Genomic DNA, 22194 nt, shown 5'->3' on the forward strand with positions numbered 1-22194 from the left:
GATGCGTCGTCGCACCCCTTCGCGGCGCCTGTCGTCCGTCAGCCTGGCTGCGGCGCTGGCGTTGGCGCTTGCGGGTGCGATGCCGGCGCGGGCTGCGGTCGACAACGTGTTGTCGACCGGCCCGGCAGCCAGTGCAGGAGACCTGGGCCTGAACGAGGCCATCCGCCAAGGCGAGGCGCGCCGCGCGACGGCGCCTTCCGCCGACGTACCCGCCGGGCCGCTGGCGCCGCGCCAAGAATACGCGAAGCTGCCCGTGTATGTCGGCAAGGTCGGCGACAAGCCGGTGCGGCTGCGCATCGGTCCGAAGCCGGACGAGCGCGACAGCCTGCGCGGTGAGTACACGGCCAACGGCGTACCCGGCGTGCGGTTGCTGGCGGGAGAGTGGGAGGACGGCACCTTTCTGATGGAAGAGTCCGATGACGGCACCCGCGTCTCCGGCAACTGGGAAGGCACCATCGATGCCAGCGGTGCGGTGCGCGGCACCTGGACCGATGCGTTCAGCCCGGCTGTCGTGCTTCCGTTCTTCATCCGCCCGCTCGGTAGCGTGCTGGTGATCCCGCCCTTCGATATGACGCCCGGCAGCGGCGTTACCTACGCACCTCCGCCGCCCAGGTCGAGCATCCAGGGCTGGTGAGTACGGCTCCCGGTGGCGTCACCGGCATTTGCTGGTAAGCTGGGACGTATATCGCGTCTCGTTCATGCCCGCCGCGCAACGCGGAAGGGTATGCCAGCCATCAAGGAATCCGCCGTGTCCGATCCGACTTCCGACAAGCCCGCGTCGAGCCCTGCCTCCTCCTCCCATTACCTGCAGACCGTCGCCGTACAGCCCGAACTGGATATCGCGCCCGGCTTCGACTCGTTTTCTCCCGCCACGCATCGCGGTTCCACCGTGGTCTTCCGCAATCTGGCCGAACTGCGCGCGTACGGCGACCGCGGCACCACGTACTGGCGCTACGGCCTGCATGCCACGCCCACCAGCGAAGCGCTGTGCCAGCATCTGGCCTTGCTCGAAGGCGCGCGCCACACGCTGCTGCTGCCGTCCGGGCTGGCCGCGATCTCGCTGGTCTACTTTTCGCTGCTCAAGAGCGGCGACGATGTGCTCGTGCCGGACAACGTCTATGGCCCCAACCGCGACCACGGCGAGTGGCTGGCCCGCGATTTCGGCGTGACGGTGCGCTACTACGATCCGATGATCGGCAGTGGCATTGCCAGCCTGATCCAGCCCGATACGCGCCTGATCTGGATGGAGTCGCCCGGCTCCGTGACCATGGAGGTGCCGGACAGCAAGGCGATCGTTGCCGCGGCGAAGGCCCGTGGCGTGCTCACCGCTATCGACAATACCTGGTCAGCCGGCCTCTACTTCCGGCCGTTCGACATGGGTATCGACATCTCGGTGCAGGCGCTGACCAAGTACCAGTCGGGCGGCAGCGATGTCCTGATGGGTGCCGTGCTGACCCGCGACGACGCCGTGCAGGCCCGCCTGAAGCGCACGCGCATGCTGATGGGGTGGGGCGTTTCCGCGGACGACTGCCACCTGGTGCTGCGTTCGCTGCCGAGCCTGCCGGTGCGCCTGGCGGCGCATGACCGCGCCGCGCGCGAGGTGGCGGAGTGGCTGCACCAGCGTCCGGAGGTCGTGCGCGTGCTGCATCCAGCGCTGCCGGACTGCCCCGGCCACGCCAACTGGCGACGCGACTTCAGCGGTGCCAGCGGCCTGTTCGCCATCATCCTGCACGAGAAATACTCGCGCGAGCAGGTCGACGCTTTCGTCGAAGCGCTGCGCCTGTTCGCGATCGGCTGGTCGTGGGGCGGCGCGCACAGCCTGGCCGTGCCATACCACGTGCCGACCATGCGTCCTCCAGGCAGCTGGCCGCCAGCGGGCTGGCAGCATACCGGCGAACTGGTGCGCCTCTACATTGGCCTGGAGGACACGCGTGACCTCATCGCGGACCTGCGCCAGGCCATGGAGCAGGTACTCAAGGGCTGATCAGTGCCGGGCGGCTAGCCCGCCCGCAGCGCGACGTTGAGCTGGTCGACCACTTCGGCCCAGTCGGCATCGTCTGCGATCTCGTCGCGCAGCATGGCTGCCTGCGCGGGCGTCCAGAACGGCGCGTCGGCCAGTTCGACGTCGCCTGGCAGCGGGGCGTGCGTCGAGATGAACTGGCGGATGCCAGGCTCATCGCTGGGTAGCCCCAACTGGGCAAACAGCTCGGAAAAGCGGTGAAAGGCCTGTTCCATGATAAGGGTGCTCCGCTTCTGGGGTTGTCACTCAAGGTAGTGTAGGGCATGGTGGCGACCAGAGCGCCCGCGAAAAAACGGACGCCAAGCGTCCGTTTCACATGCAGCGGGAATCCCTACATCAGAAGCTCGCCGTCACGCTCGCGCGCACTGTGTGCGGCGCCCTGTGCGCTGCGCAGGGCCCATACCGATTCCGCCGGGCCGTTGCGCGCACGCCGCTGTGTCGCGCGTGCCAGCACGGAAAAGCCGATGGCCAGTGCGATGGCGCCGATGTCGAAGCCGGCGATGATCCAGTGCCCGTCCGGTATCGAGCGCAACAGGTGGTCACCGGTCAGGATGGCGTTGGCAAGCGGGACGGTCAGCGAGGCAAGCGCAGCCGCATAGAGCAGTTCAATCGCGGCACGCACGGGCGGCCGCAGCAGTGCCCATGCGCAAGCGGCGAAGAAGACCGGGAAGTAGGTGTAGCTGACCGCGCGCCCGGGCCACAGCAGCGCCGCCGGGAAACACAGCGCCACGCCGACGCAGCACCCGATGCAGACGCCCACCGTGGCCTGCGCCAGCAGCCGGTGCACGCGCGGCTGTTCCGCCTGGCGCAGCTTGCGGCGCGATTCGATCCAGAGCAGGTTGCCCGAGTAGAACAGAAAGGCGCCGGCCAGGCCAGCCAGCACGTAGCCAAGTCGCAGCGGCAGTTCGCCATAGGTGCCGAAATGCAGCGCGTACATTGCGCTGTAGAGACCGTGGTTGCCATCGCGTGCGCCCGCAGTCTGATTGGCGATCACCGTGCCGGCATTGGCTTTGCCAGAGGCCGCATGGATGCCGACGGAGCCCAGGTTGCCCAGCGCACGCGTGCTGGTGCCTCGCACCTCCACGACGGCATTTGCGTCGCCGTAGCGCTGGTAACGGAACGACTCGGCGGCAAATCGCTCGCCCGCCGCTTCCTGTGCAATGCGGACCAGCTCGGCCGCCGGCAACGTGGGCGCCGCACGGCCGGCGGCCATGACTTCGGGCACGGCGGTGGTCACGCGCGGGACCACCGGGAACAGCTTGCCATCGAAGGTCAGCGTGTTGAAGACCATCAACAGAACCAGCGACAGGCAGAACAGAGCGCCGGTGGTCGCGATCATCAGGTGGAACGGCAGGCTGAACAAGCCGATCACGTTGTGCGAATCCATCCAGAAGCGCTTGAGGTTGCGCCCGGGCCGCACGGCAAACAGGTCCTTCTTCAGGCGGGGCAGGTGCAGGAGCACGCCCGAGACCAGTGCCAGTCCATACAGCACCGAGATCGCGCCCATGAAATAGATGCCGACCTCCGGAATGCCAAGCGAATAGTGCAGGCTGTTCAGGAAGGCCGACAGCTCGCCGATGACCTGGTCGCGCGAGGTGTCCTGCTGCCTGGCGCGGTCGCCGGCCAGGCGGGCGTCGGTGGTCATCTGCCATTCACCGGCCTTGTCCTGCCAGTAGGCGCTGATATGGGGCTCGCCTGCCGCCGGCATGATGACGTAGGCGCTGGCGGCGGCGTCGGGATAGCGAGCGACCAGCTTCTGCATGAAGTGGTCCACGACGGCTGGGTTCGCGACCGTCTCGGTCTGCGTATTGCCCTTGAGCCGTTCCGGAGATTGCCAGACGTGCAGTTCGTGGTGGAACACCGTCACGGCGCCGGCAAAGAAGGCGATGAACAGCGCCCAGCCGGCCATCAGGCCAACCCAGGTGTGAAGCGTCTGGTAGAGCCGGAGTGTGGTGGATTTCATGGTGGCGGCCTCAGGAAACCGGCAGCGAGGCGAGGGCGGCCGAAGGCGCCACGTGCAGCAGGCGCAACGCCCACAGCAGGCCGAAGCACAGCAGGTTCGCGCCGGCCAGCCACAGCCATGCCGCACGGCTGGAGTGGAACAGCAGGCTGCAGCAGATGATCGCGACCCAGACAGGCAGGCAGGCCACTACCGCGGCAACCACACCGCTTTCCCAGCCGCCTGGCAGCCCGAGGATCACGAACGTGCACAGCGCGACAGCCAGCGGCAGCCCGAGCAGCGTGCCGGCGAGCCATTTCGTACCCATGCCGTTCATGCCTGCCCCTTTGCTGCTGGCCGCTTGTGGTTCACGTAGGTGCCGATAAAGGGCCACAGGGACAGGCCCGTGGGAATGATCGCCAGGTTCGCGGCAATGGCCACAGGCCAGCCCTGCGCCTGGCTCCACAGCCAGGTGCTCAGGAGTGTTAGCGCTAGCCCCAGCCAGCCGAAAAGCCATGCCGCCGGCCGCCGGACGGAGCCGGGAGGCAGTGACGGCAGCAGGACCTGGTTGGGCGCCGCCAAGTACAGGCAGGCCGCCGCAACGAGTCCGAGCAGGACCGTGAAGGCTTCCATAGGAAAAGCGGAAAACAAAAACGCAAGTATAAATGAGAATGATTAGTATTTGTGATGACGAGTCACTCTACTTGCATACTTGGGCCACGCGTGCGGAGGGCGGCGTAGCGCTGCGGCGGAGGGGCGGGAAGCGGGGAAAGCTACTTACTGACAGCGGCAGGCGTGCGCCGCTGTCAGTGCAAGGGGAGTCAGTGCGGGAACAGCGCCAGGAGGCCGTCCAGCCCCACATGGTTGAACGCGACGCTGGCCTGTGCCCGGACAATCGGCTTGGCACGGAAGGCTACCGACAGGCCGGCCACGGCCATCATCTTCAGGTCGTTGGAGCCGTCGCCCATGACGATGGCCTGATCAGGCCTGGCGCCGATCTGCGTGCAGACTTCCTGTACGGTGCGCGCCTTCACGTCGGCATTGACGATCTCGCCCACTACATTGCCAGTGAGCTTGCCGTCGACGATTTCCAGCGTGTTGGCGCGCGTCACGTCGAGCTTCAGGCGTGTCTTGAGCTTCTCGGTGAAATGGACAAAGCCGCCGGACACCAGCAGCGTGCGCAGGCCCAGCGCCTGCACGGTCTGCAGCATGCGTTCGGCACCCGGTGACAAGCGCAGGCGCTCTTCGTAGACGCGGTCTAGCACACTGGCGTCCAGGCCCTTGAGCAGGGCGACGCGGCGCCGCAGGCTTTCGTTGAAGTCCGTGATCTCGCCGCGCATGGCGGCTTCGGTGATGGCGGAAACCTCGGCTTTCAGTCCGCAAAAATCGGCGATCTCGTCAATGCACTCGATCGTGATCAGCGTCGAATCCATGTCCATCGCCACCAGGCGGAAGTCCGACAGGCGGCGGCCGGCCGGCACGACGGCCCAGTCGATCGCGCGCGGTCCGCAGTAGCCGTCCAGCATGTCGCGCAGCGCCGGGGTGAGCGGGGCGCAGTCTTCGGCGGCCGCCACGGTTTCGCTGCGCAGCACGGGCTCGGAAGCGCGGGCGAGGGCGCGGATGGCGGTCAGGTCGTCGGAAGCGAGCGGGCGGGTACTCTGGAGAATCAGGGGCATGACAGCAGCAGGCGGATCGGGGCGGCGCGCCGGAGGGGCGGGACGGCAAAGGCGACATTGTAATCGCTCGCGGCCCGCCTGCCCGCCCGGCGCCACGACGTGCTGAATTGCGCGCAAAGCTGCTGCCGCCCCTCAGGCCGTCACGCGCAAGCTGTCCACGACCTTGTGCAGGAACGCCTCGCATGCCGCCAGCTGGTCCAGCGCAACAAACTCATCCGGCTTGTGTGCCTGCTGGATATCGCCGGGCCCGCACACCACGGCCGGAATCCCGGCGCGCTGGAATAGCCCGGCTTCGGTGCCGTATGCCACCTTGCTGGTCTCTCGGTCGCCAGTCAGCGCACGTACCAATTGCGTGATGGCTTCCTGCTCGGCCACGTCCAGCGACGGCGCTGCCGCGATCTTGCTGATGACGAGGTCGGCATCGGCGTGTTCGGCGCGCATCTTCGGCAGCAGCACGTCATTGGCGTACGACTCGATGCGCGCGAACAGCGCCTCGGGATCCACGCCGGGCAGGTTGCGGAACTCGAACACGAACTCGCACAGCGCCGGGATGGTATTGAGCGCGATGCCACCCTGGATGGTGCCGGTCTGGGCGGTGGTGTAGGGCACGTCGAAGGCCTGGTCGTACGGGCCGTTGGCCTTGAATTCATCGGCGATGTCGCGGATGAAGCAGATCAGCCGCGCGGCGTACTCGATCGCATTGACGCCGCGCGGCGTGAGCGACGAGTGCGCGGCCTGGCCCTTGACGCAGCAGCGGTAAGCATTGATGCCCTTGTGCGCGACGATCACGCGCATGCTGGTGGGTTCGCCCACGATGCACCCGGACGGACGCACGCCGCGCTCACGCAGTTCGGCCAGCAGGTAGGGCGCGCCCATGCAGCCGATCTCTTCATCGAACGACAGCGCGTAGTGCACCGGTTCGCGCAGTTTCGCGTCGAGCAGCGTGGGCAGCAGCGCGAGGCTGGTGCCGATGAAGCCCTTCATGTCGCAGGTGCCACGGCCATAGAGCTTGCCGTCGCGCACCACGGCCTTGAACGGGTTCGTGGTCCAGTTCTGGCCATCCACCGGCACCACGTCGGTGTGGCCCGACAGCACGATGCCGCCGTTGGTCTCGCCGCTGGCGGCCGGCACCGTGACGAACACGTTGGCCTTGTCGCGCTGGGTGTTATAGCTCAGGTGAGGCCGCAGGCCCTTCGCGAGGAAGTGGTCCCGCACGGACTCGATCAATCCCAGGTTGGAATGGCGGCTGGTGGTGTCATACGCGACCAGCCGCTGCGTCCATTCAAGCGCGCTGCCGCGCGGCGCGCTGGCTTCAGGGGCGGAAGACTGGCGTTGGAGATCGGCTTGCATGGGGCAGGGGCGGCGTTGACCGATGGGTGAAGTACCCGATGCTACACCCCTCGCAGCCGACGGGCCAGCCGCCCCGCAGCATTTGCTACGCCAGTTGGCGCAGTGTCTGCTTGATGGTCTGCGCGCGTACGACCACGTCAGGCATCTTGGCCTCGATGCGCAGCTTGTCCTGCCCTGCCAGCTTGATATGGCGGTTCTTCTGTACCAGATCGATGATCCTGAGCGCGTCGATGGGCGGGTTCGGCACGAACTGTACGCTGATCGTCGCTTCACCCGCATCGATCTTGCGTACTCCCAGCGGCGCCGCGGCAATGCGCAGCCGGTGAGTCTCCACCAGCGCCTGCGCCTGCGGCGGCATGCGGCCAAAGCGGTCGATCAGCTCTTCCTGGATGTCGTCCACGCGCTCCGGGGTTTCGCAGTTGGCCAGGCGCTTGTACAGCGACAGGCGTTCGTGCACGTCGGCGCAGTAGTCGTTGGGCAGCAGCGCGGGTGTGCCGAGATTGATCTCGGTGGTTGCCGCCAGCGGCGCCATCAGGTCCGGCTCCTTGCCGGCCTTGAGCGCCTTGACCGCTGCGTTGAGCATGTCGGTGTAGAGCTGGAAGCCGATCTCGTGGATCTCGCCCGACTGCTTGTCGCCGAGCACCTCGCCGGCGCCGCGGATCTCCAGGTCGTGCATGGCCAGGTAGAAGCCTGAGCCAAGCTCCTCCATCTGCTGGATGGCTTCGAGCCGGCGCCCGGCCTGCCTGGTGAGACCGTCCACGTCATGCACGAGCAGATAGGCATAGGCCTGGTGGTGCGAGCGCCCGACCCGCCCGCGCAACTGGTGTAGCTGCGCCAGGCCGAATTTGTCGGCGCGATGGATCAGGATGGTGTTGGCAGTCGGCACGTCGATGCCGGTTTCGATGATGGTGGTGCACAGCAGGATGTTGTCGCGCCGCGAGACGAAGTCCCGCATCACGCGTTCCAGCTCGCGCTCGTGCATCTGGCCGTGCGCCACCGCAATGCGCGCTTCCGGTACCAGTTCAGCCAGCTTCGCGCGCTTGTTCTCGATGGTCTCGACTTCGTTGTGCAGGAAGTAGACCTGCCCGCCGCGCTTGAGCTCGCGCAGGATGGCTTCGCGGATCACGCCATCTTCCTCGCGCCGCACGAAGGTCTTGATGGCCAGCCGCTTCTGCGGCGCCGTGGCGATCACCGAGAAATCGCGCAGGCCTTCGAGCGCCATGCCGAGCGTACGCGGGATCGGGGTTGCCGTGAGCGTCAGCACGTCGACCTCGGCGCGCAGCGTCTTGAGCGCTTCCTTCTGCCGCACGCCGAAGCGGTGTTCCTCGTCGATGATCACCAGTCCCAGGCGCTGGAACTTGACTTCGTCGGAGAGTAGCTTGTGCGTGCCGATCACGATATCGACCGTGCCCTCGTTGATCTGCTTCACCGCCGCGTCGATTTCCTTCTTCGTCTTGAAGCGCGACAGTTCCACGATACGCACCGGCCATTCGGCAAAGCGGTCCGACAGCGTCTGGAAATGCTGTTCGGCCAGCAGCGTGGTTGGCGCCAACATGGCTACCTGCTTGCCACCCAGCACGGCGACGAAGGCTGCGCGCAGCGCGACCTCGGTCTTGCCGAAGCCGACGTCGCCGCACACCAGGCGGTCCATCGGCTTGCCCGAGGTCATGTCGGCAATGACCGCCGCAATGGCCGCGGCCTGGTCGGGTGTTTCCTCGAAGCCGAAGCTCTCGGCAAAGGTCTCATAGTCCTTGGGCGAAAGCGGGAACGAGAAGCCTTCGCGGGCTGCGCGGCGCGCGTACAGGTTCAGCAGTTCGGCGGCGGTGTCGCGGATCTGCTGCGCGGCGCGGCGCTTGGCCTTTTCCCACTGGCCGGAGCCGAGGTGATGCAGCGGCGCGGTTTCCGGATCGGCGCCCGAGTAGCGCGAGATCACGTGGAGCTGGTGCACCGGCACGTACAGCTTGCTGCCCTTGTCGTATTCCAGGTGCAGGAACTCTTCCTCGCCCTGGCCCAGGTCGAGCGACACCAGGCCGTGGTAACGGCCGATGCCGTGTTCGCTGTGTACCACCGGGTCGCCAATCTTCAGTTCGGCGAGGTCGCGCACCATCGAATCGACGGCCGTGGCCTGTTCCTGCTTGCGGCGGCCCGCGCGGCGCGCGGTGCCGGCATAGAGCTCGGCTTCCGTTACAAAGGCCAGCTTCGCGCCGGGCAGCATGAAGCCGCTGTGCAGCGGCGCCACGGCAATGCTGAAATGCGACTCGCCAGCCAGGAAAGCGGCAAAGTCATCCACGGGCTGCGGGCGCAGGCCGCTTTCAGCGAACAATTGCAGCAGGGTCTCGCGGCGGCCGGCGGTGTCGGCGCACATCAGCACGCGCGTGCTCTTGTCCAGCAGCAGCGCTTCGAGGTTTACCAGCGGATCTTCCGCGCGCCGGTTCACCGAGACATTGGGCAGGCTCGCTGCGAAGGCCGGCTGGTCTCCGGTTGAGGGTTCGGTTGGCAGCACCAGCCGCGCCAGCGGCTTGGCCGCGACGAAGAACTGCTCCTCGGACAGGAACAGTTGCGGCGGTGGCAGCAGCGGGCGCTCGCGGTCATGCCGCATGAAGTCGTAGCGCTGGGTGGTATCGGCCCAGAAGCGGCGGATGGCTTCGTCCACCTTGCCGGCGAATGCGAGTTGGGTGTCGGCTGGCAGGTAGTCGAACAGGGTCGCGCTGGACTCGAAGAACAGCGGCAGGTAGTACTCGATGCCGGCGGAGGGCACGCCGTTGCCAATGTCCTTGTAGATCGGCGACTTGCTTGGGTCGCCTTCGAAGACTTCGCGCCAGCGGCCACGGAACGCGGTGCGGGCCGCTTCGTCGAGCGGAAACTCGCGCCCCGGCAGCAAGCGGACTTCCTTGACCGGGTACAGGCTGCGCTGGGTGTCGGGATCGAAGGCGCGGATGGTCTCGATCTCGTCGCCGAAGAGGTCGATACGGTAGGGCAGCGCCGAGCCCATCGGGTACAGGTCGATCAGCCCGCCGCGCACGCTGTACTCGCCCGGCCGCATGACCGCACTGACGTGCTCATAGCCGGCCAGCGTGAACTGCGCCTTGAGGGCGGCCTCGTCCAGCCGCTCCCCCTGCTTGAAGAAGAAGGTATAGGCAGCCAGGAAGGACGGCGGCGCCAGCCGGTAAAGCGCCGTGGAGGCCGGCACCAGCATCACGTCGCACTGGCCGCCCTGGATGTCGTGCAGCGTCGCGAGCCGTTCGGACACCAGGTCCTGGTGAGGCGAGAAGCTGTCGTAAGGCAGCGTTTCCCAGTCCGGCAGCAGGCGCACGCGCAACTCCGGCGCAAACCACGGGATTTCATCGGCCAGGCGCTGGGCGTCGACCGCGTTGGCGCAGACCACTGCCAGCATCGGCACGTGGCCGCGATGCTGGCGTGCATAGGCGGCAATGGCCAGTGCGTCGGCGGAGCCGTGCAGGCCAGGCATGTTGTGGCGCAGCCCGGGCTTGACCAGGGGCAGGTTGGCGAAGGGAAAGGCGGGGGCGGCGTCAGGCATCGGGCAGCGGTCGGGATCAACGACGACAACGACAACACCCCGCCGGCAGCGCGGGCGGGGGCACGGCGTGCACCGCATGCCGTGGCGGCATGGCGGCAAACAAGGGCCGTATTATAGAATGCGCTCCGGCGTGGCGCAGGCTGCTGCCGTGCCGCCTTCAACGCATATTGCCTTTTCATCCCGATCCTGTGCCCGACCGCCGCTTCGCCCTGATTCCTTGTGCCGGTACCGGCAGCCGCGCGGGCGGCTCCGTGCCCAAGCAATACCAGCCCATCGCGGGCCGGCCCATGATCTGGTACGCCCTGGCGGCGTTTTCGGCCTGCGATGCCATCAGCGCCACGGCGCTGGTGCTGGCGCCCGATGACATGCCGCTGGAGTCCCGCTTCGGTGCCGACGTCTTTGCCGGCCTGCGCTTTGATACCGCCTTTGTCGGTGGCGATACCCGGCATGCCTCGGTCCTGGCGGGGTTGCATCACCTGGCGCAGCTAGGGGCCCTCGACACCGACTGGGTGCTGGTGCATGACGCGGCGCGTCCGGGCCTGACGCCGGCGATGATCCACACGCTGGTGCGCGCGGTCGAAAGCGACAGCGACGATGATCCCGATGCCGCGATCGGCGGTATCCTGGCCGTGCCCGTGCCCGACACGCTCAAGCGCGCCGATGCCGGCACGCGCATCGGCACCACGGTTCCACGCGACGGCCTGTGGCAGGCCCAGACGCCGCAGATGTTCCGGCTCGGCGTGCTGCGCCAGGCCTTGCAGGATGCGCTGGCCGCCGGCGCCGTAGTGACCGACGAGGCCAGCGCGATCGAACGGCTGGGCTTGCATCCGCGCCTGGTCAACGGTTCGCTGCGCAACTTCAAAGTGACATACCCGGAAGACTTTGCGCTGGCCGAGGTGCTGCTCGGCACCACGCCTGCGCGGCCTGCCGATTCAGGAGCCTGATCGATGATGCCAGTTGATATCCGCGTGGGGCAGGGCTATGACGTCCACGCACTCGTGCCCGGCCGCAAGCTGATCCTGGGGGGCGTGCATATTCCGCATGACCGGGGATTGCTCGGGCACTCGGATGCCGATGCGCTGCTGCACGCGATTACCGACGCGCTGTTCGGCGCGGCCGGGCTTGGCGATATCGGGCGGCATTTCCCGGACACGGATGCCCAGTTCGCTGGCGCCGACAGCCGCGTGCTGCTGCGCGAGGCTGCTAGCCGCGTGCGCGAAGCCGGCTATGAGATTGGCAATGTCGATGCCTCGGTGATCGCGCAGCAGCCCAGGCTGGCGCCGCATATTGCGGGCATGGTCGCCAACATCGCCGAAGACCTGGGTGTGCCGGCGGCGCGCTGCAACGTCAAGGCCAAGACCAACGAGAAGCTCGGCTTCGAAGGGCGACAGGAAGGCATCGTCGCACAGGCCGTAGTCCTGATCTGGCGCGGTGCGGCAACAGGCGCGCAGGACTGAGCGCGCCCTGTCCCTCCCTTGAGCTGCGCTATGCCTTGGCTGGCGCGGGGGCGTTTTCCGGCGTGATGGCGTAGCTGTAGTCGATCAGCCGGGCCATGGCGCCCGTGCGGGCGCCGGCTTCAGTCCGCTTGGCGAATCCCATCTGCTGGCACAGCCGGTTGGCCGACGCCATCTCCGGCATGGTCCGCACGAGCAGGGTGGGGGCGCCGATGTCGCGCGCGCGCTGGATGCAGATCTGCATCAGCGTATGCCCCAGCCCCAGGCCGCGGGCCTCCGGGCTGACGGAAAGCAGCCGGGCCTCGGGCTGGGTCAGCGTGATGGTGCTGCCATCCAGCGCGGGCAGTGTCGCGCCCGGGTGGCAGAAGAGGACGGCGCCGATGATGCCGTGTTCAGTCTCGGCCACCCACCATTCCATGTCGGGGTGGCTGGTGGCCAGCACCGCCTGCATGCCGCGCTGGAACGAGGCGCGGCAGTCCTCCATGATCTCCAGTTCGTACTGCGAGTAGGCCTGCTGCGTGACAGTGGCAATGTCACCCCAGTCCTGGACGGTGGCCAGGCGGTAGTGGAAGCGCGGAGAGGTCGGCGAAGGCAGGATGCTCATGGTGCGGGGGCTCAGATGCCAGTGTTCATGTCCTGTCTGGATTGTAGGCCGTTCACTGCGCGAGTGGAGCCATCGGCGGCTGCAGCGGTTGCACCATGCAAACAGCCGGCAAATTCCCGCTGGGAAGCTGCCGGCTGTTGTGGTAGCGCGTTTGTGCGCTTGTCTTACTGGGCGGCGATCACGTTGGCTGCCGCGGCGATCACCGCAGCAATGCGGCCGACGTCGCGCAGTTGCTGCGACGTCATGCCTTGCTCGTTCTTGAGCAACTGGTAGTGCGATTTCACGCAGAAATGGCACTTGCCGACGATCGAGGCGGCCAACGCGTACATTTCGAAGCGGCGCTTGTCGACGCCGCCATGGGTGGCGTATGCGTTCATGCGCAGGCCGGCCGGCTGGCTCGCCAGGTCCGGGTCGTCCGCCATCTCGACATACGGATACCAGACGTTGTTCATGCCCATCAGCGCGGCGGCGGTCAGCGCGCCATTGACTTCCTCGGCAGACAGCACGCCGGCGTTGCGGATCGCATCCACGAGCACCTTGGACTGCGCAGCGAAGGCGGCGGCCAGTGCCACGCCCACGGCGTCATTGCCCTCGAGCGAGGAGCGCGCGATGGTGCCGTCCACGTTGAGGCGGATGTCCTTGGCGTAGTCCGGGATAAGATTCTTAATCGTGCTAAGGAATTCCATTTAATTCTCCTATCGATCAGGGCTCAAAAAACCCGCCTGCGCGGGTTTGGGGCGGAGGGGATGTCCCTCCGCGAGTCGCCGTGAATGACCGGCGACCTTGCAGCAATTACAGCGTTGCGCCGCCAACAGCACGGTTGCACGGGCACAGTTCGTCCGTTTGCAGACCGTCCAGGATACGCAGCACTTCTTCCGGGTTGCGGCCGACGTTCAGGTTGTTGACCGAAACGTGCTGGATCACGTTGTGCGGGTCGACGATGAAGGTCGCGCGCAGGGCCACGCCGGCAGCCTGGTCACGCACGCCCAGCTGGTCCACCAGCGAGCCGGTCACGTCGGCGAATTGCCACTGGTTCAGCTTGTTCAGGTCCTTGTGCTCGCGGCGCCATGCCAGCTTCACGAACTCGTTGTCGGTCGAGCCGCCCAGCACGATCGCATCGCGGTCAGCGAAATCGCCGTTCAGCTTGGCGAATGCCACGATTTCGGTCGGGCACACGAACGTGAAGTCCTTCGGGTAGAAGTAGATGATCTTCCACTTGCCTTCGAACGACTTTTCGGTGATGTCTTCGAAAGCCGACTGGCCGTTTTCCTCATGGTTGTTGAAACCCGGCTTGACGCCAACGACGTTGAAGGCTTCGAGCTTGTCACCAACGGTCTTCATAGACTTCTCCTGATACGGTTGAAGAGAGAGTTTGTGCAAATGCGGGCAACTCTGCCGCCGGCCGGAGCCGGCGCTTTTGGTGCGCCGCGACAAGGCGAGATTATGCGTCAGGACGCACTGCAGGGCTAATTGAAATTCTCAAACAGCCCGATAGGCGGCGCCGCATGGCGATCTTAATCGTCGCGCATGGCAGTTCGCGCAAGCGGGAAGTATGCCACGGCCGGCCGCGTGGCTGGCGTGGCATGAACGGCACGCTGCCATGTCAGGCAGGGCGCAGCGCGGGCTGGCCGCCGCGCGCGCGGAAGATGATCAGGGTGGCGACCAGGCCGCATGCGGCGGCGAACATCAGCCACAGGCCCGGCGCGGCCTTGTTGCCGGTGGCGTGGATCAGGTAGGTGGACACGGCCGGCGTGAAGCCGCCGAACAGTGCCGTGGCCAGGCTGTATGCCAGCGAGAAACCGGCGGTGCGCACTGCGGGTGGCATGACCTCGGTCAGCGTGACCACCATCGCACCGTTATAGCTGCCATACAGGAAGGACAGCCACAGTTCGACCATCAGCAGGCGCGAGAACGAGGGCTCGGCCACCAGCCACGACACGGCGGGATAGACGGTGAGCAGCGTGGCCGCGGTGAAGAACACAAGCAGCGGCTTGCGGCCGATGCGGTCGGACAGCGCGCCCATCACCGGCAGCCAGATGAAGTTCGACAGGCCCACGCACATGGTGACGATCAGGTTGTCGACGTCACCGAGCTTGAGCACTGTCTTGCCGAAGGTGGGTGTGTAGGCGGTGATCATGTAGAACGACACCGTGGTCATCACGACCATCATGCAGCCGGCCACGATGATGCGCCAGTTCTCGGCCATGGAGCGGTAGATCTCGCGCACGGTCGGGCGATGCTTGCGAGCCTTGAATTCCTCGGTCTCTTCCAGCGAGCGGCGGATCAGGAACAGGAACGGCACGATCAGGCAACCGATCAGGAACGGCACGCGCCAGCCCCAGTCATCCATCTGCTGCGGTGCCAGCGTGGCATGCAGGATCACGCCGAGCAGGCCGGCGAAGATCACCGCGACCTGCTGGCTGGCCGATTGCCAGCTCACGTAGAAGCCCTTGCGGCCCGGCGTGGCGATTTCCGACAGGTAAACCGAGACGCCGCCCAGTTCCACGCCGGCCGAGAAGCCTTGCAGCAGGCGGCCGGCCAGCACCAGCAGCGGCGCTGCCACGCCGATCGACGCATAGCCCGGCACGCACGCGATCAGCAGCGTACCTAGCGCCATCAGCGCGAGCGTGACGATCAGGCCCTTGCGGCGGCCGTGGTGGTCGATGTACGCGCCCAGCACGATGGCGCCCAGCGGGCGCATCAGGAAGCCGGCGCCGAAGGTGGCCAGCGACAGCATCAGCGAGGCGAACTCGTCGCCGCTGGGGAAGAAGGTCCTGGCAATGGCCGCGGCATAGAAGCCGTACACCATGAAGTCATACATTTCCAGGAAGTTGCCGCTGACCACGCGGAACACGGTCTTGAATCCGTGCTGCCCGTGCTGCTGGCCGGAGGTTTGGGAGGTCTCTGACATGGCTGTCTCTCTCGGACACCGCCGGTGGGTTCCGGCGCATGGTTGTTCAGTGAGCCAGCCAGGCATGGGGAGGAGTCAGCAGGCGTCGCCGTGGCTGGGAGGATGCGCTTGCATCGGCCCTGCTGACCGGCGCCAGTGTGCGCCGCGACGCTGTCAATGCCCTGTCAAAGACCTTTCAGATCGCTATCAGTAACTGTCGAAAACCTGTCAGTGGATTTCTCAGGCGCGTCGGAAGCAGGCACTGACCACCAGGCCCGTGTTCGGCGCCGAGCGGTTGGACAGCACGAGCCGCCCGCCATTGCGCTGCAGGATACGGTTAACGATCGACATGCCGAGGCCCGCCCCCTTGGCTTCGCTGCGCGCGCTGTCCAGGCGATAGAAGGGGCGGGTCAGCAGCGAGAGCTGCGTCTCGGGCACGCCCTTGCCGTTGTCCGCCACGGTGAGCACGGCATCCTTGTCATCGAGCTTCGTGGTGATTTCGACTTCAGCGATGCCGGTCTCGTCGTTCTTGGCATAGCGGCGCGCGTTTTCGACCAGGTTGTCCAGAATGCGCTGGACCTCCATGCGATTGGCCACGGCCATGACCGGCTCGGTGGCGCGCACCTGCACCCGCACGTCGTCGTGCGCGGCGTAGACACCCACTGCATCGTTGACCAGCGCCGACAGGTCGACCGGCTCCACCATCTCGAGCGGCGGCCGCGCATAGTTCAGGAACTGGCCGATGATGGCATCCATCTGCTCGATGTCGGTGATCATCGCTTCGCGCGTGGCGTTGTCCGCCGGGGACATCTCGGTTTCCAGGCGCAGGCGCGTGAGCGGCGTGCGCAGGTCGTGCGAGATGCCGGCCAGCATGACCGCGCGGTCGTCGTCGAGCTGGCGCAGGTCGCGCACCATCTGGTTGAAGCTGTGGTTGGCCAGTGCCACTTCGCTGGCGCCATGCTCAGGCAGCAATGGCGGGTCGCCGCCCGCACCGATCTCGCGCGCGGCGTTGGCCAGGCGCTTGAGCGGGTAGTTGACGCGCGCGGTAATGAACGCGGCGCCGATGATCGACAGCAGCAATGCCGCAATACTCCACCATAGCCACTGGATGCCGGACACGCGCTCGAAACGCTCCGGACTGATCGCGACCCAGTAGTCGTCGCCCTCGATCTCGAAGCTGACCCATACCCCCGGAATATCGTTGACGGTGGTGGCAAGCACCGTGTCCTCGCCTAGCCGGCTGCGGATTTCCTGCTGCACGAGCTGGGTCAGGAACGGGTTGGCGGTAGGCGCAGCGAAATCGTCGTCTTTTTCGCGCGGATAAACCTTGATGCCTTCGTTCTGCACAAGGTCAAGCAGCAGGAAACGGCGCCGGGCCGGATCCGAATAGAGCAGGGCCGCGCGCGTGAGCTTGACCACGCTGACTACCTGCATGGCGATCTGCTGCGCGCGCGGGGCGCGCTCGAACAGCCGGTAGCTCTGGAACCAGATGCCCAGCGAAATGGCCAGCAGGAGCGCGATCAGCATGAAGGTCCGCCAGAACAGCGAACCAAAGAAACGCGTGGCCGTACGGCCAATGACGGTCGGCACGATGGTAGCGCGGCCGACCGGTTTACTTCACGCCATCGGGAATGAACACATAGCCCAGGCCCCACACCGTCTGGATAAAGCGCGGGTTGCTCGGATCGGGCTCGATCAGCTTGCGCAGGCGCGAAATCTGCACGTCCAGGCTGCGGTCGAACACTTCGTATTCGCGGCCGCGCGCCATTTCCATCAGCTTTTCGCGCGACAGTGGCTGGCGGGGATGGCGGGCAAAAACCTTGAGCACGGAAAACTCGCCCGTGGTCAGTGTGATTTCCTCGTCGTTCTTGGTCAGCGTGCGGGTGGCCAGGTTCAGCACGAAATCGCCGAAGGCAAAGGTCTCGGGCGTTTCCGACGGTGCGCCGGGCACTTCGGCCGGCCCCTTGCGGCGCAGCACGGCATGGATGCGGGCAATCAGCTCGCGCGGGTTGAACGGCTTGGGCAGGTAGTCGTCGGCGCCCATTTCCAGGCCGACGATGCGGTCGACGTCCTCGCCCTTGGCGGTCAGCATGATGATCGGCGTCTGGTCGTTGGCGCCACGCAGGCGGCGGCAGATGGACAGGCCGTCTTCGCCGGGCATCATCAGGTCAAGCACCAGCAGGTCGAAGCGCTCGCGCAGCCAGAGCTTGTTCATGGCGGTGGCATTCTCCGCCACCAGTACCGTAAAACCCTGTTCGCCCAGGTAGCGGCGCAGCAGATCGCGCAGGCGCGGGTCGTCGTCCACGACGAGAATCTTGTGGCTGGTATTTTCCATGGCGGTATCTTAGCGACTATCGCTTTCGCTCAAAATGGCTTAACAAAACGTTACATACTTTACCCTGACGTATGGCGGCATGCACGAACCCTGCCATTACACTGCCGCATACCGTCTTTCGCGCACTGCCATATTCCGGTCGGAGTTGGTATTGCACCGGATTATCTGCGGCCAGCTGCATATTGCATTGCGGCGACTGCGCGGACGGGGTACCGAATTTCCGGCTTCAGGCAGTCCATGCGGCTGCAAATCCCGAAGCCCAAAACGCCATTATCAATGAAAGTGAACCGTAACCGGCATGGGCTGACCTTGCACGGCGCCGCTGGCGCCTGTCTGGTGCTCGCCGGTACGGCGCTGTGGCTGTGTGCGGCGCCACGGCCGGCCTGCGCCCAGTCGGCCGGCATGGCCAACCTGCTGCACGGGCATGAGCGCCCATCCACCCACGCCAGCGAAGCCGGCGCCGGCCAGCGCGAGGCCCGCGCCCGCGCCGAACGCCACCGGGCCGAACAGCGCGAGGCCGAGCGCAGCGGTCGCCAGGGCCGTTCAGGCTCCAGCCTGTCGCCGGACGAGCGCCGCAAGCTGCGCCAGAACCTCTACGACCTGGGGCGCGAGATGTACCAGGGCGGCTGACGCCGCCGGACGGCTTCGCCCATTCAGGCCTGCTGCTGGAAGTGCCGCAAGAAGTCCACAAAGACCTCGGCGGCCAGCTGCGCGTCTTCGGCGGTGATGGTTTCCAGCGGGTTATGGCTGATACCGCCGTTTCCGCAACGCACGAACAGCATGGCGACGTCAGTGATGCGCTGCATCATCATGGCGTCGTGCCCCGCGCCGGACGGCAGTTCGAACGCGCGCAGCCCGCGCTTGCGCAGCACTGCGCCGAACTGGTCCATCAGCCAGCGCGCGCACGGCGCGTTGTCGACCGGCTTGACCCGATCCACCTGGGCGGACAGGCCGCGCCGCGCCGCGATCTGCTGGATGCCGGCGACGATGTCGGCAATGGCGGCTTCGCGGATGCCGTCCTCGCCAGCGCGGATGTCCATCGAAAAGGTGCAGGCAGCGGGAATGACATTGCTCGACCCATCTGGCACCTGCAGCTGGCCTGCGGTGCCAACCAGGGTCGGGACAGCGCTGCATCGCGACTCCACCAGCAGGATCATCTCGGCGGCGCCGGCAGCGGCGTCCCGGCGCATGCCCATCGGCGTGGTGCCGGCATGGCTGGCCTGTCCCTCGACGCGCACCTGGAAGCGGCTGCTGCCGGCGATCTGCGTCACGACGCCGAGCGGCAGGCCCTTGTCCAGCAGCACCGGTCCCTGTTCGATGTGGACTTCGACAAAGCCGAGCAAGGTGGTCGGGTCCACGGCGGCAGCCTGCAGTGCCGCGAGTTCACCGTTGCCGGGCAGGTCGGAGGCGGCTAGCGCCTCGCGCATCGTTATCCCGTCGGCATCCGTGCGGACCAGCAGCGCCGGATCGAAGCGGCCGGCGAGCACGCTGCTGGCCAGGAAGCTGGTCTTGAAGCGCAGGCCTTCCTCTTCGGCGAAGCCGACGACATCGAGGTGGTAGGGCAGGCGGATGCCCGCCTCATTGAGCGCGCCGACTACGGCGATCGGCAGCAGGATGCCGAGGCGACCGTCATAGCGCCCGCCATTGCGCACGGTGTCGAAGTGCGAGCCGGTCATCAGCACGCGCGCGTCGCCGCCGGCAGCCGGGTCCGCGGCATACCGGCCGATCACGTTGCCGATGGCGTCGATGCGCACCTGCATGCCGGCTGCTTCCATCCATTGCGCGAGCAGGGCCTGGGTGGACCGGTGCGCAGGCGTGAGGAAAGCGCAGGTGAGACCGCCTTCCATGTCGGAGAACTGGGCGAGCGCTTCGGCGCGGTCAAGGATGCTCTGTCCGAGCGGGTGGAGGTTCCGGGTCATGGCTGCTGTGATGTACGGCGCGGTGCAAGGGCAAAACATCGCGGCAGACCGGAACGCGGGCGGCCCGCCGGGTGAATGGGTTTCAGCGACTTAGCTGTTGCGCACCCACGTCTTCCAGGCGATCCACAGCTTGCGCAACGGCGTGAGCGCAATACGCTGGCTCAGCACCTGGAAGTCGCTGCGCTCGATTTCGTCGAGCAGGGCATGGTAGATGGCTCCCATCAGCAGGCCGGCGCGCTGGGCGCGGCGGTCCTGGCGCGGCAGCAGTTCCAGCGCTTCGCGGTACAGCGTGCGGGCGCGTCCGGCGTGATACTGCATCAGCGCGACAAAGCGCTCGGAGTGCTTGCCCTGCAGGATATCCGAAGCCGGCACCTGGAAGCGCTGCAGCGTGTCCACCGGCAGGTAGATGCGGCCGCGGCGGGCGTCCTCGCCCACGTCACGCAGGATGTTGACCAGTTGCAGTGACAGGCCGAGCTTCTCGGCAAATACCAGCGTGCGGGGGTCGGAGTAACCGAACAGCCGTGCACTGAGCGTTCCCACCACGCCGGCCACGCAGTGGCAATAGCGGTTCAGGCCGGCTTCGTCGAGATAGCGGCTCTGGGTCAGGTCCATTTCCATGCCGTCCAGAACCTCGGACATTTCGGCATGCGGCAGGCCGGCGGCCTTGACGTGCGGGCGCAGGGCCTGCGTGACGGGATGGGTCGGTTCGCCTTCGAACAGCCGGCGCAGCTCGCCGCGCCACCAGTCCAGCTGCTGGTGGGCCAGGCCGGGGTCATGGGTATCATCGACCACATCGTCGACCTCACGGCACCAGGCGTAGAGTGCCGTGATGGCGCGCCGGCGCTCCGGCGGCAGGAACAGGAAGCTGTAATAGAAGCTGGAGCCGCTCTGGGCGACTTTCTCTTGGCAATACTGATCGGGCGTCACGCCGGTCTCGGTCTGGTGAGAGGTGTGGGGAAATGCGGGCGGCGTCAGGGCCTGGCGGCGGGCCGGATTGTAGCATTGCCCTGCTGCGGGCCCGGGTGTTCACCCGGCTGCACCCCGGGCGGAGCCGCCTGGCATATTTGGCGCGGTTCATCCGTCTAGAGGGAAGGTTCGGTGGTCATTCCGGCCGTTTCGTCGCCCGGCGTTTGACGCACCTGAGGGGGGTCGCTATATTGCTGACCGGCCAGTTATTAATTGCCCGCGCATATCCGTTGTCCTGCTGATTGTGCTTCACAGGGCGTCTGAGCCGGCCGCGCCAGCCTCTCCCACGTTGTTCGATTCGCTGCTTATCCATGCCAGTGCATTGCCAAGTGCCGGAAGTCGCGGCCGTTGATCCCAAGACTGCTTCCTGTTTCCTGCCACGGCTTGCCCGCGTGGGTGCCGCCGTGCTGGCAGGCGCGGCCCTGGCGCTGGCCGGTTGCGGCAAGAAGAGCGAGCCCATGCCCGAAGTGCGGCCGGTCAGGTTGCTGCAGCTGAGCCAGCACGCCGGCAAGACGACGTTCGAGTTCTCGGGCGACGTGCGCCCCCGGGTCGAGTCGCGCCTGGGCTTCCGCGTGGGCGGCAAGATTGCCGCGCGCCTGGTAGACGTGGGCGCCGTGGTGCGCAAGGGCCAGCCGCTGGCGCGCCTGGATGCGACCGACTTGTCGCTGGCCGAAGCCGGCTCGCGCGCGCAGTACGAGGCCGCACGCACGGACCGAGACCTGGCTGCCTCCGATCTCAAGCGCTACAACGACCTCTTCGCCAAGGGCTTTATCAGCGCGGCCGAGCAGCATCGCCGCCAAGCTACCTTCGACGCCGCCGAGTCGCGCCTCAGGCAGGCCGAGGCCGCCCTGCGCAGCCAGGCCAACCAGACCGCCTATGCCGTCCTGCTTGCCGATGCCGACGGCGTGGTGACCGCAGTGGATGCCGAGGTCGGGCAGGTGGTGACCCCTGGCCAGCCGGTGATCCGGGTGGCGCAGACCGCGGAGAAGGAGGTGGCCATCGGCCTGCCGGAAGACCAGGTCGACCTGCTGCGCGGCATTGCGGATGTGACGGTGCGCACCTGGGCCGAGCCGGGACGCGCCGTGCCGGCGCGCGTGCGCGAGATTGCCGCCGCGGCAGACCCGGTCACGCGAACCTACGCGACGCGCGTCTCCGTGCCGAACCCGCCGGCCGACATCAGGCTTGGCATGACCGCCGTCGTGACTTTTGTGCGCACCGGCGCCGCGCCCGCGGTGCGCGTGCCGCTGACCGCGCTGCTGCAGGAGCAGGGCCGCAACCAGGTCTGGGTCTATGACCCGGCTGCCGGCACGGTCAAACCGGTACAGGTCACGCTGGGCGAGCCCGTCGGCAACGAGATCGAGGTGCGCCAGGGCCTTGCGCCCGGGCAGACCATTGTTACGGCGGGCGTGCATCTGCTCAAGCCGGGGCAGAAGGTCAGGCCGATGCAGACAGTCGGCCCGGCCTCGGCGCCCGCTGCCGCTATCCCGAAACAGGGCTGAGGCG

21 protein-coding genes are annotated in these 22194 nt (G+C 66.6%); 6 read left to right on the plus strand and 15 right to left on the minus strand.

Annotated elements, in window-relative coordinates:
* Position 1: 1 nt before the first annotated feature.
* Both LDO29_RS11870 and LDO29_RS11875 read left to right on the plus strand, forming a co-directional pair.
* Positions 2–634 carry a hypothetical protein gene (locus LDO29_RS11870; protein WP_224079976.1) on the plus strand — a complete coding sequence of 211 codons (633 nt, stop codon included), beginning with the start codon at positions 2–4 and terminating at the stop codon, positions 632–634.
* Positions 635–724: 90 nt separating this feature from the next.
* Positions 725–1984, plus strand: coding sequence for a cystathionine beta-lyase (locus LDO29_RS11875; protein WP_224079977.1), 1260 nt, complete (start codon positions 725–727; stop codon positions 1982–1984).
* A gap of 14 nt (positions 1985–1998) precedes the next feature.
* Here LDO29_RS11875 and LDO29_RS11880 read toward each other — a convergent pair whose 3' ends face one another.
* The 7 genes from LDO29_RS11880 to mfd form a co-directional block, all read right to left on the minus strand.
* Positions 1999–2235 carry a DUF2789 domain-containing protein gene (locus LDO29_RS11880; protein WP_224079978.1) on the minus strand — a complete coding sequence of 79 codons (237 nt, stop codon included), beginning with the start codon at positions 2233–2235 and terminating at the stop codon, positions 1999–2001.
* 116 nt (positions 2236–2351) lie between these two features.
* Positions 2352–3983, minus strand: a complete 1632-nt coding sequence (locus tag LDO29_RS11885; RefSeq protein WP_224079979.1) for a PepSY-associated TM helix domain-containing protein — start codon at positions 3981–3983, stop codon at positions 2352–2354.
* A gap of 10 nt (positions 3984–3993) precedes the next feature.
* Positions 3994–4287 (minus strand): hypothetical protein, encoded by a 294-nt coding sequence (locus LDO29_RS11890; protein ID WP_224079980.1) that lies wholly within the window; start codon positions 4285–4287, stop codon positions 3994–3996.
* Between the two features lie 5 nt (positions 4288–4292).
* Positions 4293–4592 (minus strand): hypothetical protein, encoded by a 300-nt coding sequence (locus LDO29_RS11895; RefSeq protein ID WP_224079981.1) that lies wholly within the window; start codon positions 4590–4592, stop codon positions 4293–4295.
* 188 nt (positions 4593–4780) lie between these two features.
* A complete protein-coding gene (serB, locus tag LDO29_RS11900; RefSeq protein ID WP_224079982.1) occupies positions 4781–5635 on the minus strand; it encodes a phosphoserine phosphatase SerB in 855 nt (284 codons plus the stop codon).
* Between the two features lie 132 nt (positions 5636–5767).
* Positions 5768–6985, minus strand: coding sequence for an acetylornithine deacetylase (argE, locus tag LDO29_RS11905; protein WP_224079983.1), 1218 nt, complete (start codon positions 6983–6985; stop codon positions 5768–5770).
* 85 nt (positions 6986–7070) lie between these two features.
* The gene (gene mfd, locus LDO29_RS11910) at positions 7071–10523 is read right to left on the minus strand and encodes a transcription-repair coupling factor (protein WP_224079984.1); all 3453 of its coding nucleotides are present in this window, start codon (positions 10521–10523) and stop codon (positions 7071–7073) included.
* Positions 10524–10612: 89 nt separating this feature from the next.
* Between mfd and ispD the strand changes: the two genes are divergently transcribed.
* Positions 10613–11467, plus strand: coding sequence for a 2-C-methyl-D-erythritol 4-phosphate cytidylyltransferase (gene ispD / locus LDO29_RS11915; RefSeq protein ID WP_224079985.1), 855 nt, complete (start codon positions 10613–10615; stop codon positions 11465–11467).
* Between the two features lie 3 nt (positions 11468–11470).
* The gene (ispF, locus tag LDO29_RS11920; RefSeq protein WP_224079986.1) at positions 11471–11980 is read left to right on the plus strand and encodes a 2-C-methyl-D-erythritol 2,4-cyclodiphosphate synthase; all 510 of its coding nucleotides are present in this window, start codon (positions 11471–11473) and stop codon (positions 11978–11980) included.
* A gap of 28 nt (positions 11981–12008) precedes the next feature.
* Here the strand turns inward: ispF and LDO29_RS11925 are convergent, their stop codons facing one another.
* The 6 genes from LDO29_RS11925 to ompR form a co-directional block, all read right to left on the minus strand.
* On the minus strand, positions 12009–12581 hold the full coding sequence (locus tag LDO29_RS11925) for a GNAT family N-acetyltransferase (RefSeq protein ID WP_224079987.1): 573 nt from the start codon (positions 12579–12581) through the stop codon (positions 12009–12011).
* Between the two features lie 164 nt (positions 12582–12745).
* Entirely contained in the window at positions 12746–13267 is a 522-nt protein-coding gene (locus LDO29_RS11930; RefSeq protein WP_224079988.1) for a carboxymuconolactone decarboxylase family protein, read from the minus strand.
* Between the two features lie 106 nt (positions 13268–13373).
* Entirely contained in the window at positions 13374–13922 is a 549-nt protein-coding gene (locus LDO29_RS11935; RefSeq protein ID WP_224079989.1) for a peroxiredoxin, read from the minus strand.
* 262 nt (positions 13923–14184) lie between these two features.
* Complete coding sequence (gene tcuC / locus LDO29_RS11940) at positions 14185–15492, minus strand: MFS transporter (RefSeq protein ID WP_224079990.1); 1308 nt, start codon at positions 15490–15492, stop codon at positions 14185–14187.
* A 219-nt stretch (positions 15493–15711) separates the two neighbouring features.
* A complete protein-coding gene (locus tag LDO29_RS11945; protein WP_224079991.1) occupies positions 15712–17061 on the minus strand; it encodes an ATP-binding protein in 1350 nt (449 codons plus the stop codon).
* A gap of 22 nt (positions 17062–17083) precedes the next feature.
* Positions 17084–17806, minus strand: coding sequence for an osmolarity response regulator transcription factor OmpR (ompR, locus tag LDO29_RS11950; protein ID WP_010810107.1), 723 nt, complete (start codon positions 17804–17806; stop codon positions 17084–17086).
* Positions 17807–18082: 276 nt separating this feature from the next.
* Here ompR and LDO29_RS11955 point away from each other — a divergent pair, with 276 nt between their 5' ends.
* Positions 18083–18436 (plus strand): hypothetical protein, encoded by a 354-nt coding sequence (locus LDO29_RS11955; protein ID WP_224079992.1) that lies wholly within the window; start codon positions 18083–18085, stop codon positions 18434–18436.
* Positions 18437–18459: 23 nt separating this feature from the next.
* Here the strand turns inward: LDO29_RS11955 and LDO29_RS11960 are convergent, their stop codons facing one another.
* Positions 18460–19725, minus strand: a complete 1266-nt coding sequence (locus tag LDO29_RS11960) for a Zn-dependent hydrolase (RefSeq protein ID WP_224079993.1) — start codon at positions 19723–19725, stop codon at positions 18460–18462.
* A gap of 90 nt (positions 19726–19815) precedes the next feature.
* The gene (gene hpnD / locus LDO29_RS11965) at positions 19816–20652 is read right to left on the minus strand and encodes a presqualene diphosphate synthase HpnD (RefSeq protein ID WP_224079994.1); all 837 of its coding nucleotides are present in this window, start codon (positions 20650–20652) and stop codon (positions 19816–19818) included.
* Positions 20653–21002: 350 nt separating this feature from the next.
* Between hpnD and LDO29_RS11970 the strand changes: the two genes are divergently transcribed.
* Positions 21003–22190, plus strand: coding sequence for an efflux RND transporter periplasmic adaptor subunit (locus LDO29_RS11970; protein WP_224079995.1), 1188 nt, complete (start codon positions 21003–21005; stop codon positions 22188–22190).
* Positions 22191–22194: the final 4 nt, after the last annotated feature.

It is taken from the genome of Cupriavidus laharis, assembly GCF_914271435.1.
Taxonomy (GTDB): domain Bacteria; phylum Pseudomonadota; class Gammaproteobacteria; order Burkholderiales; family Burkholderiaceae; genus Cupriavidus; species Cupriavidus laharis.